The sequence below is a fragment of the Pseudomonas fluorescens genome, from assembly GCF_005938625.1.
GTDB lineage: Bacteria > Pseudomonadota > Gammaproteobacteria > Pseudomonadales > Pseudomonadaceae > Aquipseudomonas > Aquipseudomonas fluorescens_BD.
Genome location: NZ_VCNJ01000003.1, coordinates 99,953 through 113,706, shown reverse-complemented (window position 1 = coordinate 113,706; position 13,754 = coordinate 99,953). Strand labels below are relative to the sequence as shown.

The 13,754-nt window shown below is 59.2% G+C and carries 16 protein-coding genes and 1 pseudogene; 6 read left to right on the top strand and 11 right to left on the bottom strand.

What is annotated here, in order from left to right; all coding sequences use genetic code 11:
- The first annotated feature begins 128 nt into the window (after nucleotides 1–128).
- Nucleotides 129–1,343: an aldose 1-epimerase family protein gene (locus tag FGA82_RS02445; RefSeq protein ID WP_141125911.1), complete on the top strand. Its 1,215-nt coding sequence runs from the start codon at nucleotides 129–131 to the stop codon at nucleotides 1,341–1,343.
- Here FGA82_RS02445 and FGA82_RS02440 read toward each other — a convergent pair.
- From FGA82_RS02440 to FGA82_RS32055, 4 genes are all read right to left on the bottom strand, one after another.
- Nucleotides 1,340–2,833 carry a YifB family Mg chelatase-like AAA ATPase gene (locus FGA82_RS02440; protein WP_110718106.1) on the bottom strand — a complete coding sequence of 498 codons (1,494 nt, stop codon included), beginning with the start codon at nucleotides 2,831–2,833 and terminating at the stop codon, nucleotides 1,340–1,342. The genes FGA82_RS02445 and FGA82_RS02440 overlap by 4 nt on opposite strands.
- 172 nt (nucleotides 2,834–3,005) lie before the next feature.
- Nucleotides 3,006–3,176, bottom strand: coding sequence for a hypothetical protein (locus tag FGA82_RS32060; RefSeq protein ID WP_171057229.1), 171 nt, complete (start codon nucleotides 3,174–3,176; stop codon nucleotides 3,006–3,008).
- Nucleotides 3,177–3,210: 34 nt separating this feature from the next.
- Nucleotides 3,211–3,747, bottom strand: coding sequence for an N-acetyltransferase (locus FGA82_RS02435; protein WP_141125910.1), 537 nt, complete (start codon nucleotides 3,745–3,747; stop codon nucleotides 3,211–3,213).
- 459 nt (nucleotides 3,748–4,206) lie between these two features.
- Nucleotides 4,207–4,377, bottom strand: coding sequence for a hypothetical protein (locus FGA82_RS32055; protein WP_171057228.1), 171 nt, complete (start codon nucleotides 4,375–4,377; stop codon nucleotides 4,207–4,209).
- A gap of 201 nt (nucleotides 4,378–4,578) precedes the next feature.
- On the opposite strand from FGA82_RS32055, the gene FGA82_RS02430 reads away from it, so the two are divergent.
- Nucleotides 4,579–4,848 (top strand): HigA family addiction module antitoxin, encoded by a 270-nt coding sequence (locus FGA82_RS02430; RefSeq protein WP_141125909.1) that lies wholly within the window; start codon nucleotides 4,579–4,581, stop codon nucleotides 4,846–4,848.
- Here FGA82_RS02430 and FGA82_RS02425 read toward each other — a convergent pair.
- Together FGA82_RS02425 and FGA82_RS02415 are read right to left on the bottom strand one after the other, a co-directional pair.
- Nucleotides 4,843–5,369: pseudogene (locus FGA82_RS02425) on the bottom strand (BRO-N domain-containing protein). The gene FGA82_RS02430 and the pseudogene FGA82_RS02425 overlap by 6 nt on opposite strands.
- A 359-nt stretch (nucleotides 5,370–5,728) precedes the next feature.
- The gene (locus FGA82_RS02415; protein ID WP_007920416.1) at nucleotides 5,729–5,989 is read right to left on the bottom strand and encodes an accessory factor UbiK family protein; all 261 of its coding nucleotides are present in this window, start codon (nucleotides 5,987–5,989) and stop codon (nucleotides 5,729–5,731) included.
- Nucleotides 5,990–6,403: 414 nt separating this feature from the next.
- Here FGA82_RS02415 and glnK point away from each other — a divergent pair, with 414 nt between their 5' ends.
- The 4 genes from glnK (at nucleotide 6,404) to sutA (ending at nucleotide 9,189) form a co-directional block, all read left to right on the top strand.
- Entirely contained in the window at nucleotides 6,404–6,742 is a 339-nt protein-coding gene (gene glnK / locus FGA82_RS02410) for a P-II family nitrogen regulator (RefSeq protein ID WP_002555808.1), read from the top strand.
- A gap of 38 nt (nucleotides 6,743–6,780) precedes the next feature.
- On the top strand, nucleotides 6,781–8,118 hold the full coding sequence (locus tag FGA82_RS02405) for an ammonium transporter (RefSeq protein ID WP_141125908.1): 1,338 nt from the start codon (nucleotides 6,781–6,783) through the stop codon (nucleotides 8,116–8,118).
- 216 nt (nucleotides 8,119–8,334) lie between these two features.
- Nucleotides 8,335–8,760: a secondary thiamine-phosphate synthase enzyme YjbQ gene (locus FGA82_RS02400; RefSeq protein WP_102901435.1), complete on the top strand. Its 426-nt coding sequence runs from the start codon at nucleotides 8,335–8,337 to the stop codon at nucleotides 8,758–8,760.
- 102 nt (nucleotides 8,761–8,862) lie between these two features.
- Nucleotides 8,863–9,189 carry a transcriptional regulator SutA gene (gene sutA, locus FGA82_RS02395; RefSeq protein WP_007920420.1) on the top strand — a complete coding sequence of 109 codons (327 nt, stop codon included), beginning with the start codon at nucleotides 8,863–8,865 and terminating at the stop codon, nucleotides 9,187–9,189.
- Nucleotides 9,190–9,332: 143 nt separating this feature from the next.
- Here sutA and FGA82_RS02390 read toward each other — a convergent pair whose 3' ends face one another.
- From FGA82_RS02390 to lysA, 5 genes are read right to left on the bottom strand one after another with little or no spacing between them, the layout of a single operon-like run.
- On the bottom strand, nucleotides 9,333–10,031 hold the full coding sequence (locus FGA82_RS02390) for an HAD family hydrolase (RefSeq protein WP_141125907.1): 699 nt from the start codon (nucleotides 10,029–10,031) through the stop codon (nucleotides 9,333–9,335).
- Entirely contained in the window at nucleotides 10,028–10,927 is a 900-nt protein-coding gene (gene xerC, locus FGA82_RS02385; protein WP_141125906.1) for a tyrosine recombinase XerC, read from the bottom strand. The genes FGA82_RS02390 and xerC overlap by 4 nt, the downstream gene beginning before the upstream one ends.
- 2 nt (nucleotides 10,928–10,929) lie before the next feature.
- The gene (locus FGA82_RS02380; RefSeq protein ID WP_137218492.1) at nucleotides 10,930–11,655 is read right to left on the bottom strand and encodes a DUF484 family protein; all 726 of its coding nucleotides are present in this window, start codon (nucleotides 11,653–11,655) and stop codon (nucleotides 10,930–10,932) included.
- A gap of 13 nt (nucleotides 11,656–11,668) precedes the next feature.
- Nucleotides 11,669–12,499: a diaminopimelate epimerase gene (gene dapF, locus FGA82_RS02375; RefSeq protein WP_008084573.1), complete on the bottom strand. Its 831-nt coding sequence runs from the start codon at nucleotides 12,497–12,499 to the stop codon at nucleotides 11,669–11,671.
- A 3-nt stretch (nucleotides 12,500–12,502) separates the two neighbouring features.
- A complete protein-coding gene (gene lysA, locus FGA82_RS02370) occupies nucleotides 12,503–13,750 on the bottom strand; it encodes a diaminopimelate decarboxylase (RefSeq protein ID WP_141125905.1) in 1,248 nt (415 codons plus the stop codon).
- Nucleotides 13,751–13,754 lie beyond the last annotated feature (4 nt).

Here is a 13,754-nt window from a genome sequence, read left to right as displayed (position 1 = left end):
AGTGAGCCTGCTCGCGATCGCCTCACTGCCAATCTGGGATAAAACACTCGAACTCTTGATCTTTCATACTTGCTGAAACGTTTCCGCAGCGCTATAAAAATGGCACAACTCCAATAAAGGCTGCTGCCATGACCCCGCTCAAACTCGCCGTCGCCCTCGGCGCTTTCACTGCTGCTTCCCACGCCATGGCCTGGGATTACGTCCTTCTCGATACCAACAAGCCCGCGCAAAACTGGAGCATCACCAGTGAACAGCTCGGGGTGAAAACCGACAAACCCTTCTCCGTAAGCCTGCGTACCTTGCACGGTGGGCGGCAGGAAGGCGTCAGCATTGTCGATATCGATAACGGCACGATGAAACTCTCGGTGGTACCAACCCGAGGCATGAATGTCTTGCAAGCCTCTGTCGGCAACGTGCGCATGGGGTGGGATTCGCCGGTCAAGGACGTGGTCAACCCGGCCTTCATCGAGCTCAATGGACGCGGCGGGCTGGGCTGGCTGGAAGGTTTCAATGAGCTGGTCGCCCGCTGCGGTTACGAATGGGTTGGCCATCCCGGCATCGATAATGGTGAGCTGCTGACCTTGCACGGCCGCGCCGCCAACATCCCGGCCAGTACCGTCACGCTGCACATCGACGAAAAGCCACCGTACGCCATCAGTCTGCGCGGCGAGCTGAAAGAGCAAGCCTTCAAGAAAGTCGACTTTTCGGTGGTCACGGAACTGGTCACCGAGCCTGGCAGCGTGCGCTTTGCACTTAACGATACGCTGACCAACAACGGCGACTATCCAAAGGAATACCAGGCGCTGTACCACAGCAATTTCAGCACGCCGTTCCTCGAGCAGGGCGCCCGTTTTGCTGCACCGGTAAAACAGGTCTCGCCGTTCAACGACAAGGCCAAAGGCGATCTGGCTGACTGGCAGACCTATCGCGCGCCGACCAAGGACTACGACGAAACCGTCTACAACGTCGTGCCCTATGCCGATGCCAAAGGCGAAACCCTGGCTGTTCTGCATAACAAGGCGGGCAGCCTCGGTGTCTCCGTCGGCTTCAATACCCAGCAGTTGCCAGTGTTTTCCCTGTGGAAAAACACCGATACCCAAGGGCAGGGCTATGTCACGGGGCTGGAACCGGGCACCAGTTTTTCTTACAACCGCCGCTATCAGCGTCCGCTGAATCTGGTGCCGACCATTGCACCGAAGGAACACAAACAGTTCCAGATCAGCTACAGCCTGCTCGCAGACAAAGGTGCTGTGGATAACGCCTTGAAGCGCGTGACCGAGATTCAGGCCGGGCGTGAAACTGAAGTGCGGCAGACGCCGTTGGTGGATCTGACCGAGCATTAAGGTGTCGCCGGCCGATATTGCAGCGCCTCGGCCAAGTGTTCGCGTTTGATTGCATCGACTTGCTCAAGGTCTGCCAGAGTGCGGGCGACTTTGAGTAGGCGATGCGCTGAACGCAGCGATAGCGTCAGCCGTTCACAGGCTGATTCCAGCCATTTCTCATCGGCTGTGGATAACTTGCAGTGTTTTTTCAGTCCTGGCAGATCGAGAAACGCGTTGGCGCAGCCTTGACGCTTCTGCTGTCGTTCGCGAGCCTCTGCCACCAACGCCGCAGCGCTGGCACTGTCCTCTCCCGGCTTCACCTGCGGGTTCAACGCCGTCGCTTCCCGCGCCACCGTCAGGTGCAGATCAATCCGATCCAGCAAAGGCCCCGATAGCTTGTTGCGATAGCGCTGCACCATGTCCGGTGTGCACGAGCACTTGCCGCTCGGCTCGCCAAGATATCCACAAGGGCACGGGTTCATCGCCGCCACCAATTGGAAGCGCGCGGGAAAACGTACGCGATCCTTCGCTCGGGCGATGACGATATGTCCTGACTCCAAAGGCTCGCGTAAAACCTCCAATACCTTGCGATCAAATTCCGGCAGCTCATCGAGAAACAGCACGCCGTGATGGGCGAGGGTAATCTCACCGGGTTGCGGTTTCGAACTGCCACCCACCAGCGCTGGCCCGGATGCCGAGTGGTGCGGTTGACGGAAGGGACGCTGCGGCCAATGGGTCAGCGGTGCGCCACTGGCGACGGACTGAATCGCCGCCACCTCCAGCGCTTCACTCTCGGCCAGCGGCGGCAACAGTCCCGGCAATCGGCTGGCCAGCAATGTCTTGCCCGTTCCCGGCGGCCCACTGAACAGCAGGTTATGGGCACCCGCAGCGGCAATCAGCAATGCCCGTTTCGCCGCCACTTGCCCCTGCACTTCATTCAAGTCGGGATAAGGCTTGCTGGCATGCATCAGTCCGTCGGAGACATAGGGCTCAACCGGCGTATGCCCATTGAAATGCGCCACCGCCTCCAGCAAATGATCCACCGCAAACACCTTCAACCCCGAAGCCAGGCACGCCTCCTCGGCATTCGCCCGCGGCACCACCAGCGCACGACCCGCCTTGCGCGCGGCCAACGCTGCCGGCAACACGCCGCGCACCGCTCGTACTGCGCCGGACAACGCCAACTCACCCAGACATTCCACATCGTCCAGCGTCAGACACGGCACCTGCACACTCGCCGACAGAATCCCCAAGGCAATCGCCAGATCAAACCGCCCGCCATCCTTGGGCAGATCCGCCGGCGCCAGATTCAAGGTGATCCGCCGCGCCGGAAACTGCAGCCCGGAATTGATGATCGCACTGCGCACCCGGTCCTTGCTCTCCTTTACAGCCGCCTCGGGCAGACCGACCATGGTCAGCGACGGCAGACCGTTGGCCAGATGGACTTCGACAGTGACGGCGGGGGCTTCCACGCCAATCTGGGCGCGACTGTGGACGATGGAGAGGGACATGGTCGTTCCTTGAGCTGAATCGGGGAGCCGCTTCCTGCGGGTTTTTTAAGGGTAGTCGGGGGAGAGGGCGTTGGTCGGACAGTTTTAAGGTCGAACCTTCACTGGATGTTGCTGAAGACACTAATTCTCAGGCATAAAAAAACCGCCTGTCAGGCGGTCATTTTTGCGGTACTCAGGTTCCACCACCGGCGAGCCAACCATCGGGCTCCATTTCCTTGCCATAGGTCGCGGCCACTTTCAGAAAATGCCGCTGACTGGCTGAAACTCTGTCCGGTAATCCGAGTGCCTCGGTACCCGGTTTGGACACCCGTGCCGGTTGGGTTTTCTGCTTCTTCTGCTTCATAAACACCTCACGTGCCGGGATGCTTGATTCGATCTTATTGGTCGTCCAATGGAAAGACAAGGCGACCGGTTGTATCAAAATAAAATCCCAGCGTTTGATAGTAAGGGATGGCGCCTGAGTCTGGCTCTTGTACTTCGATTTGCGTGCACCCCAGCTTCCGGGCGTAGAACTCTGTTGTCAGCAATGCCATCGGAGCGATCCAACCCCGCAAGGTATTCGTCTTGCAGGTGTGTCCCTGCAAAAGGACGATTTTCATGCAGATCGTGCTTCTTCGCGGTGTTGCGTAGCACAGTCCGCACAGTTCCTCTTCGTACCAGAACGCCAAGTCCAGCCCTTTTGCATCTTTGGTCTTCCAGTCCAAAACAGCGTCCCAGGGATACCCAACGGGGCCGGTCCACTGGTGGAATGCGTTAATTGCTACTGGAGTAATCGGATCGATCCTGAGTGATAGAGCGTCAACTCCAGCTGCCAGGGCTTCTGGATCCATGGACATGGTTTGATGTGCGAGTTTGCGCGATTCAGATTTGAAAGTCTGATTTCGAAGCTCGGTACCTTTGCCTTTTCTTCGCATCGTCTTGTTCTGTCGGGATCAATATGCAGACGATATCGAAGGCATTGATGCTTACGTAATCAGACGTAGGGGACGATCCTCGTAGGACTGTGCTTGTGTTAGTGAAGGACGTTGGAGATGACCAGTTCAGGGTGTGAGAGGGCGGAGAGGCAATACTTTATACCGGCATGGATGAGGGTTTTGCGCTGCTCTCGATCGTAAATGAGCTTTGACTCCTGAGCGGTACTGAAGGATCCTCACGCTCGAGGACTGCAACTGCGCATTCGTCGGGACTGGGCACCAGTAAAAGCTCCCCCGCATTTTTGGCAGCAGAGAAAGCTGGTTTCTCTGAAGTAATGACGACGGGCTAGCCTGTCGGATTCTGAACCCAAGGCCATAAAGTCGGGAGCTAAAGAATCGCTGCGACTACTCCTCCGAACACAAAAAAGGCGTCCTATGGACGCCTTTTTTATTTTTCACTCAGGATCTTCTACCGGCCAGCACGCCGCTTGGCTCAAGCGCTGGCCCAGATGTAACAGCAACTTCAATAAATCGCCGTTGGTTGGCTGACATATCCCCAGCCAAACGGAGTGCTTCGAGGTGTAAATCAACAATCTGAAATAGCTTTTCCTTCCTCTTCTTATCTTTCACAGATACCTCCATCTTGATGGGCGTATTTCGTTCGCCAATGTAATGACATGCGTAAGGGCTGCGTAACTGGGCGCAGACGCTAATGTTTGTAGGGCCATGCCCTAATAGTTGTAGGACGCCGGCGAAAGGGGGGTGAAGGTCTTGAATCCGGGAGTCGGATGCTCCAGTTTGGCCGTTCAATGCAGCCTCTGGAGGCGAAAAATGGATCGCAATGGTATGCGCCCGATTCATCCGGGCGAGGTTCTGAATAAGGAATTCATGGAGCCGTTGGGCATGACCGTCATGGATCTGGCCATGCCCACGAACTGGCCCGAAAGTGAGATCGAAAAGCTTGTGAAATGCCAGCTCGGGATCTGCGCCGATCTGGCAATCAGCCTTGCCACTCATCTCAACACTACGCCTGAGTTCTGGATCAATTTTCAATCGACTTACGATTTGCGCAGGGCCCAGCTCCGGCATGCGGGTTTATAGGGATTGCAGCATCCGCGAAGCTCTTTTCCACCATGGCCCCGTCATTGGGCGCTTGGTCTGTTCCCGTTCCACCATCATCTGCGGCACATCCTGCAACCGTATCCACGGTTGATTATTCCAATGCAACAAACTCAACGTCATGTCCGGCCAGTTGAGCAAGCTGAGGTGTGGGCGTTCGCTTGTGCTGGGGTGTTGGGCGTCGCGCAGGGTGGGGATGACTTGGTGGGTGAGCCATTCGCGCAGCGCTCGGTATTCGGGGCAGTAGTGGTAGACGAGGAGGGCGTAGATGCCTGATTCGCTGATCAGCAGGGTGTTTTCGATCTGGTTGTGGATCAAGGTTTTGCGGGTTTGGTATTGGTCGGGTCGAGTTTTCGCAGCATGCGTTCGTTGAGGTAGATGTGCAGCAGGCGGCTCAGGTCTCGGGCGCAGAACCACGGTTGGTTCTGGATGAGGAGGGCGTGGAGGGGGAGTTTGTGGCGGGTGAAGATGTGCGGTGTCAGATAAGTCTCTTCTTGATTCATTGAGCAGTTCCTCTTGCTTAAGGGGCTGCCCTCAATCGTCGCCAAACGATTGGGTGGCAGTTGTACGCGGGTTGGCGAACCGGAGCAAAAGGAACCCGGCAGACCCGAAGGTCTCCCACGCACAACCGCCATGAAACGATGTGGCGGTAAATGTAGCCGCCATCATGGTTGTCGTGCGCCTTAAGCTGTTCGGGTCGCCAAACCCGGTGCTGAACATTCAGCATCGGGTGAGCTTAGAAACCTGGGCTTTTCGGCGCAATCGGACGGCGGTGGTGCAGGTTGTAGGACGTTGCCGGGATGGTTGAAGGGCTGGAGATCAAAAGATCGCAGCCTTCGGCAGCTCCTACAGGGGGCGCGGATTATTCCGCGGGCGGTGTCAGCTTGGCTTCCATCTCGGCGACTTTGGCTTCGAGGCTTTCGAGGCGGGCGCGAGTGCGGGCCAGTACGACCATCTGGCTGTCGAATTCTTCGCGGCTGACCAGGTCGAGTTTGCTGAAGGCGCTTTGCAGCAGCATCTTGAACTGGCTTTCGATTTCGGCTTTCGGCAGCGGGGTGTCACCGCTGAAGAGGCGGGAGGCGGTGCCGCTCAGGGCGTCGAGGAAGTCTTTGGGCGCGAGCATGGTGGATGTCCTGGAAACAATGGCCGGCAGTGTATCACGCAGTGTCTATAGTCAATCTCGTGGTCAAGGATGCACGCTTTTCGCGCAGGCGGACGGACGGCGACGCACCGTTGTTGTGCGTATCCGGATGGGGTTTTGCACGGGATGGCGTGCGGCAGCGGCCAAGGGATTGAAATCAGAGGTTTTTGGCGAGATGGCAAGCTTTCTGCTTAGTCACCTTCGACCCATGCACTGATGCAGTCGCTGTGACGAATGCAGTGCGGCAGACGGAGCGGGGAGTTTCGTCGGCAGCGGTTAGCTGGCGTCAGTCGGGCAGGTACGGCCGACGATGCGTTACAAAGCCAGGCACTGCGCTTAGACTTGAGTCGGGTTTGTTTTCCTGGGGCAAGTCCACCAATTCGGGAGAGAGTTTTCATGAAGCTAGTCACTGCCATCATCAAGCCGTTCAAGTTGGACGACGTGCGCGAGTCGCTGTCCGAAATCGGCGTGCAGGGCATTACCGTTACTGAAGTCAAAGGCTTCGGCCGGCAGAAGGGTCACACCGAGCTGTATCGCGGCGCGGAATATGTGGTCGATTTTCTGCCCAAGGTGAAAATCGACGTGGCCATCGACGACAAGGATCTGGATCGGGTTATCGAGGCGATAACCAAAGCGGCCAACACCGGCAAGATCGGTGACGGCAAGATCTTCGTGGTCAATCTGGAACAGGCGATTCGCATCCGTACCGGCGAAACCGATACCGACGCGATCTAAGCGCCGCCACAAACCCCAACGCCCCAGGAGAAAACAATATGACTCTGCGTAAATTCGCAGGGCTAGGAGCCCTGTTGTCTATCGTAATGCCCGGCCTTGCTATGGCGGCAGACGAAGTGGCGGCCCCGGTCCTCAATTCCGGCGACACTGCCTGGATGCTCACCTCGACAGCACTTGTGCTGTTCATGACCATCCCCGGCCTGGCGCTGTTCTACGGCGGCATGGTTCGCTCGAAAAACATTCTTTCCGTGATGATGCAGTGCTTCGCCATTACCGGTCTGATCAGCATCCTGTGGGTCATTTATGGCTACAGCATCGCGTTCGACACCACCGGCATGGAGCAGGGCGTCGTCAATTTCAACTCGTTCTTCGGCGGCATGGGCAAGGCGTTCCTCGCCGGTGTCACGCCTTCGAGCCTGACCGGCCCTGCGGCGCTGTTCCCTGAGGCGGTGTTCATCACCTTCCAGATGACCTTCGCGATCATCACCCCGGCGCTGATCGTCGGTGCGTTCGCCGAGCGCATGAAGTTCTCCGCGATGCTGATCTTCATGGGCATCTGGTTCACCCTGGTTTATGCACCGATCGCGCACATGGTCTGGTCCGGTAACGGCGGCCTGATGTGGGACTGGGGCGTGCTCGATTTCGCGGGTGGCACCGTGGTGCACATCAACGCCGGTGTCGCTGGTCTGATTGCCTGCCTGGTGCTGGGCAAGCGTAAAGGCTTCCCGACCACCCCGATGGCTCCACACAACCTCGGTTACACCTTGATGGGCGCGGCGATGCTGTGGGTTGGCTGGTTCGGCTTCAACGCCGGTTCCGCTGCGGCGGCCAACGGCACTGCCGGTATGGCAATGCTGGTCACCCAAATCGCTACCGCTGCGGCGGCGCTGGGCTGGATGTTTGCCGAGTGGGTCACCCACGGCAAGCCAAGCGCACTGGGCATCGCTTCGGGTGTGGTTGCCGGTCTGGTCGCGATCACTCCGGCTGCCGGCACCGTGGGCCCGATGGGCGCACTGGTGATCGGTCTGGCCGCAGGCGTGGTGTGCTTCTTCTGCGCCACCACCCTGAAACGCAAGCTCGGTTATGACGACTCCCTGGATGCCTTCGGCGTACACGGTATCGGCGGTATCCTCGGCGCGATCCTCACCGGTGTGTTCGCTGCACCGTCGCTGGGTGGCTTCGGCACCGTGACCGACATCGCCGCACAAGTGTGGATTCAGTGCAAAGGTGTTGGCTTCACTGTGATCTACACGGCGATCGTCACCTTCATCATCCTCAAGGTCCTGGACGCCGTGATGGGTCTGCGTGTAACCGAGGAAGAAGAGTCGGTCGGCCTCGATCTGGCACAACACAACGAACGCGGCTACAACCTGTAAGTACGCGCACTGAAAAAAATTGCCCGGTTCGCCGGGCATTTTTTTGTCCGGGATTTGTCATTAAGCGACAGGCTGAAAGGATTTTTCGTACGCCTTTAGTCGTGTTTACGACGGCGGTTTTTCACCCGCCAAAGTCTTACGTCATTGCGCGAGTATTAGGGCCTTTGTTTTTTCCCAGAGCGCGCTAGAATGCGCCCCGAACGTGCGGAGAACTGTATGTGGCAACAGACTCTGATAACCCTGCGGGCACGGCCCCGGGGCTTTCATCTGGTAACGGACGAGTTGATCAAAGGCCTGCCTGAACTCAGGGAGTGCCGGGTCGGTCTGTTGCATTTGTGGCTGCAGCATACCTCGGCGTCGTTGACCATCAACGAGAACGCCGATCCGGCGGTCCGTCGCGACTTCGAACGATTTTTCAATCGTCTGATCCCACAAGGAACAGACGGCTATGAGCATAACGACGAAGGCCTGGACGACCTCCCGGCGCACTTCAAGGCCAGCGTGCTTGGTTGCCAGATCAGTCTGCCGGTTTCGGCAGGTCGCCTGGCACTGGGGACCTGGCAAGGCGTTTATCTGGGCGAGCACCGTGATCATGGCGGTGCTCGAAAAGTCCTCGCCACCTTGCACGGTGAAGGGGCATAAACCGTTGGTCACCAATGGTTACTGATTTTTTAACGGCGACTTTCGACAGTTGCCAAAGCTGGTCTATAACTAATCTGCTTTTCGCAAGTCATGAGGTAGAACATGAGCGACGATGATCTGGAAAACGACGACCTCGAAGTAGGCGACGAAGACGAGGCCGAGGAAGGTCTGGAAGCAGCAGCGGAAGACGTTGCTGACGACGATGGCGGTGACGATACGCCGGCCCCGGCTGCCAAAGGCAAAGCCAAGGCTGCGGTGTCGGTAGACGAGTTGCCGAGCATTGAAGCCAAGAACAAGGAACGCGACGCCCTGGCCAAGGCCATGGAAGAGTTCCTGTCGCGCGGCGGAAAAGTGCAGGAAGTGGAGGCCAATGTGGTCGCCGATCCTCCGAAGAAGCCAGACAACAAGTACGGTAGCCGCCCTATCTGAGGCGTGCCGCTTGCTTGCTGAAAAAGCCCGCCGTCGCTGCGGGCTTTTTCATGGGTGATGAAAAGATCAAAAGATCGCAGCCTTCGGCAGCTCCTACATTGGAATGCGTTTCCCTGTAGGAGCTGCCGAAGGCTGCGATCTTTTCAGCGGTTCCAGGGTGCGAGAACGGCTGGCAAATCGGTAAGGCTGCGGATTTCGGCGTCCGGCAAGCGATCCGCTTCCCAGGTTTTACCCGCCGGGTTGAACCAGATCGCCCGCAACCCGGCCTGCTGCGCCCCGGCAATGTCATCGCCGGGATGATCGCCGATATGTACGGCGGTTTCGGCGGTGGCGCCACCGCGCTGCAAGGCTTCGTGGAACAACCGGGCATCCGGTTTGGCGATGCCGATGTCTTCCGCACACAAGGCAAACTTGAAGTAGTCCGCCAGGCCCAATCGACGCACATCGGCATTGCCATTGGTGACCACGCCAAGCGCATAGTGATTGGCGAGAATCTCCAGCACCGGCTCGACTTCAGGGAACACTTCGATCTGATGCCGTGCATGCAGAAACACTTCAAAGCCCTTGTCCGCCAAGTCGGTTGCTTCTCCATGGGCGTACCCAGCGTCTTCCATCGCATGAAACAACACCCGCCGACGTAGCGCGCTGATGCGGTGTTTCAGCCCCGGTTCATTCGCCAATACACGCTCACGAATCGCCCATAAATGCTCCACCGGCACGGCGCCCAGATTCGGCGCATGTTCGCTCAACCATTCGCGCAACACCGCTTCGGCGCTGACGATCACCGGGGCGGTGTCCCAGAGGGTGTCGTCGAGGTCGAAGGTGATCAACTGGATGCTCATGAATCATCGCCTTTCATGCGTTTGGCCCGTGGATGGGCGCTGTCGTAGACCGCCGCCAGGTGCTGGAAGTCCAGGTGGGTGTAGATCTGCGTGGTCTTGATGTCGGAGTGGCCGAGCAGTTCCTGCACCGCGCGCAGATCCTGCGAGGATTCGAGCAGATGGCTGGCGAAGGAGTGGCGCAGCATGTGCGGGTGCAGGTTCTGCCCCAATTCGCGTTCGCCGGCGAGTTTGACCCGCACCTGAATCGCTCGCGGGCCGAGGCGCCGGCCTTGCTGGCTGACGAACACGGCGTCGTCTGCGGAGTTGGTCATGGCCCGTAACGGCAGCCATTGTTCCAGTGCTTCGCGGGCCTTTTTACCCACCGGTAGCAGCCGGGTTTTACTGCCCTTGCCGAGGACTTGAACCATGCCGTCGGCGAGGTCCAGCTGATCAAGATTGAGCCCGGTCAGTTCGGAAAGGCGCAGGCCGGAGGAATAGAACAACTCAAGAATCGCCTGATCGCGCCGTGCAAGAAAATCATCCTCCACCGCCCCTTCAAGCAATTGCAGTGCACGGTCGGTGTCGAGGGTTTTCGGCAGGCGACGTTCGCCTTTCGGGGGCGCCAGACCCGTGGCCGGATCGTGATCGCAAAGGCCTTCGCGATTCAGATAGTGATAGAGCCCGCGCACCGCCGAAAGCAATCGGGCGAGGCTGCGCGAGGACTGGCCCTGCGCATGCAAGCGGGCGATCAGGCTGCGCAGGCGCTGAATATCCAGCGCGGCCCAGCTGCCGATGTTCTGTTTCACGCACCAGCCAAGGACTTTGTCGAGGTCGCGGCGATAGGCCGACAGCGTGTGCGGCGACACCTGTCGCTCACTGCGCAAGTGTTCGCAGTAAGCGTCCAGTTGTCGTTCCATATTCAGCGTACCGAGCGCAGGGAGCTGTTGACCCGTGGCAGCACGCGGCCCATGACTTCGGCGATGTAGCTGAGGAACAGCGTACCCACCGAACTCTTGTAGTGCTGCGGATCACGGCTGGCGATCGCCAGAATCCCGTGGATGCCTTGATGGCTGACGGCGACCACGGCGGTGGAGCCGATCTGCTTGCGCTGTTCTTCGCCGAAGAGGAAGTCCAGCTCATGCTCGCGCAGGCTACCGCTGACGCTTTTGCCTTCGGTGAGCAGGCCACCGATGGCGACTTGCGCGTCGGCGTGGCTGACCCAGCGCCCGACCGGCGCCGGGTTGTCGCCGAGCAGGATCAGGCTGACAAAAGGCACCTGGAAATCCTGACGCAGACTGTCTTCGACGCTGATCACCACGTCTTCCAGGCTGGCGGCGTCCATCAGGGAAAGAATCAGGCGGCGAGTCTTGTCGAACAGGCGGTCGTTGTCGCGGGCGACGTCCATCAACTGTGAGAGGCGATGACGCATCTCGATGTTGCGGTCGCGCAGAATGGTCATCTGCCGCTCGACCAGCGAAACGGTATCGCCACGCTGGTGAGGAATGCGCAGGGCGGGCAGCAGTTCTTCGTGCTCGACGAAGAAGTCCGGATGCGCCTCGAGGTATGCGGCAACCGCTGCCGCCTCCAGGCTCTCGGACGCTGATTCGTCGGACTGTCGGGCGGGTACCTGAGGCTTATCGGTCATGGTTTCTGCTCACTCAAAGACGTACTTGTCCTTCGTATACACGCACTGCCGGACCGGTCATCAGTACCGGTTGGCCAGGGCCTGCCCATTCAATGGACAGACGCCCGCCGGGCAGGTCTATCAATAGCGGCGAATCCATCCACCCCTGGCTGATCGCAGCGACAGCCGCTGCACACGCGCCGGTGCCGCAGGCCTGGGTTTCCCCGGCACCGCGTTCCCATACGCGCAACTGCGCACGGTTGCGGTCGATGACCTGGAGAAAACCGACATTCACTCGCGCGGGGAAGCGCGGGTGGTGTTCGATTTTCGGCCCCAACTCATGCACCGGTGCACTGTTGATGTCCTGCACGCGCAATACCGCGTGCGGGTTGCCCATCGACACCGCGGCCAGTTCGACCGTGGTGCCATCGACTTCCAGCTGATAGCTGATGGCTTGCGCTGGCGCTTCGAACGGAATGTCCGCCGGCACCAGACGTGGAGCGCCCATGTTCACGCCGATCTGGCCGTCGTTACGTACGTCCAGTTCGATGATGCCGCCCTTGGTCTCGACGCGGATCTGCCGCTTGGCGGTCAGACGCTTGTCGAGCACGAAGCGCGCAAAGCAGCGCGCACCGTTGCCGCACTGCTCAACTTCGGAGCCGTCGGAATTGAAGATCCGATAACGGAAATCCACGTCCGGGTTGCTTGGCGCCTCGACGATCAGCAATTGGTCGAAACCAATGCCGGTGTGGCGGTCGCCCCATTGCTTGGCGTGCTTTGGCTGAATATGCGCGTGCTGGCTGACCAGGTCGAGAACCATGAAGTCATTGCCCAAGCCGTGCATTTTAGTAAAACGCAGCAGCATGGGTTACTCCGGCAGCAGGCTTTCGCCGGCAAACAGCTCGGCCACGGTCTCGCGGCGACGCACTTCAAAAACCTGATCACCGTCTACCAACACTTCAGCGGCACGGCCACGGGTGTTGTAGTTGGAGCTCATCACAAAACCGTAGGCGCCGGCCGAATGCACCGCCAGCAGATCGCCTTCGGCCAGGGCCAATTCGCGATCCTTGGCGAGGAAGTCACCGGTTTCGCAGATCGGGCCAACGATGTCGTATTTGCGCGCAGCGGTGTCACGCGGCTTGACCGCGGTAACGTCCATCCACGCCTGATACAGCGCCGGGCGGATCAGGTCGTTCATCGCCGCGTCGACGATGGCGAAATCCTTGTGTTCGGTGTGCTTGAGGTACTCGACCTGAGTCAGCAGCACGCCGGCGTTGGCAACGATGAAACGGCCCGGCTCGAACACCAGCGCCAGATCACGACCGTTGAGGCGCTCGCGCACAGCTTTGATGTAGTCGGCAGCCAATGGCGGCTCTTCATCGCGATAACGCACACCCAAACCACCACCGAGATCGATGTGGCGCAGGTGAATGCCGCAATCGCCGAGACGATCGACCAGATCCAGCAGACGGTCGAGCGCATCGAGGAACGGTGGCAGCGTGGTCAGTTGCGAACCGATGTGGCAGTCGACGCCAACCACTTCCAGGTTCGGCAGATGCGCGGCGCGCACGTACACGTCTTCGGCGTCGGCAATGGCGATGCCGAACTTGTTCTCTTTGAGACCGGTGGAAATGTACGGGTGGGTGCCGGCATCGACGTCCGGGTTCACACGCAGCGAAACCGGGGCGCGGACGCCCAGTTCGGCGGCAACCACTTGCAGGCGCTCGAGCTCGTCAGTGGATTCGACGTTGAAGCAGTGCACGCCGACTTCCAGCGCACGACGCATGTCGTCACGGGTCTTGCCGACACCGGAGAAGACGATTTTTTCAGGGCTGCCGCCAGCGGCGAGCACGCGTTCCAGTTCGCCACGGGACACGATGTCGAAACCGGCGCCCAGACGCGCCAGGACATTCAGTACGCCGAGGTTGGAGTTGGCCTTGACCGCAAAGCAGACCAGGTGCGGCATGCCGGCCAGCGCATCGGCGTACGCCAGATACTGGGCTTCGATGTGTGCGCGCGAGTAAACGTAGGTGGGCGTGCCAAAGCGGTCGGCGATGGCAGACAGCGCCACACCTTCCGCAAACAGTTCCCCGCCACGGTAGTTAAAAGCGTCCATGGCG

Coding starts and splice junctions, on each gene's coding strand:
- FGA82_RS02445 (WP_141125911.1), top strand. CDS start 129: ATGACCCCGCTCAAACTCGCCGTCGCCCTCGGCGCTTTCACTGCTGCT.
- FGA82_RS02440 (WP_110718106.1), bottom strand. CDS start 2,833: ATGTCCCTCTCCATCGTCCACAGTCGCGCCCAGATTGGCGTGGAAGCC.
- FGA82_RS32060 (WP_171057229.1), bottom strand. CDS start 3,176: ATGAAGCAGAAGAAGCAGAAAACCCAACCGGCACGGGTGTCCAAACCG.
- FGA82_RS02435 (WP_141125910.1), bottom strand. CDS start 3,747: ATGCGAAGAAAAGGCAAAGGTACCGAGCTTCGAAATCAGACTTTCAAA.
- FGA82_RS02430 (WP_141125909.1), top strand. CDS start 4,579: ATGGATCGCAATGGTATGCGCCCGATTCATCCGGGCGAGGTTCTGAAT.
- FGA82_RS02415 (WP_007920416.1), bottom strand. CDS start 5,989: ATGCTCGCGCCCAAAGACTTCCTCGACGCCCTGAGCGGCACCGCCTCC.
- glnK (WP_002555808.1), top strand. CDS start 6,404: ATGAAGCTAGTCACTGCCATCATCAAGCCGTTCAAGTTGGACGACGTG.
- FGA82_RS02405 (WP_141125908.1), top strand. CDS start 6,781: ATGACTCTGCGTAAATTCGCAGGGCTAGGAGCCCTGTTGTCTATCGTA.
- FGA82_RS02400 (WP_102901435.1), top strand. CDS start 8,335: ATGTGGCAACAGACTCTGATAACCCTGCGGGCACGGCCCCGGGGCTTT.
- sutA (WP_007920420.1), top strand. CDS start 8,863: ATGAGCGACGATGATCTGGAAAACGACGACCTCGAAGTAGGCGACGAA.
- FGA82_RS02390 (WP_141125907.1), bottom strand. CDS start 10,031: ATGAGCATCCAGTTGATCACCTTCGACCTCGACGACACCCTCTGGGAC.
- xerC (WP_141125906.1), bottom strand. CDS start 10,927: ATGGAACGACAACTGGACGCTTACTGCGAACACTTGCGCAGTGAGCGA.
- FGA82_RS02380 (WP_137218492.1), bottom strand. CDS start 11,655: ATGACCGATAAGCCTCAGGTACCCGCCCGACAGTCCGACGAATCAGCG.
- dapF (WP_008084573.1), bottom strand. CDS start 12,499: ATGCTGCTGCGTTTTACTAAAATGCACGGCTTGGGCAATGACTTCATG.
- lysA (WP_141125905.1), bottom strand. CDS start 13,750: ATGGACGCTTTTAACTACCGTGGCGGGGAACTGTTTGCGGAAGGTGTG.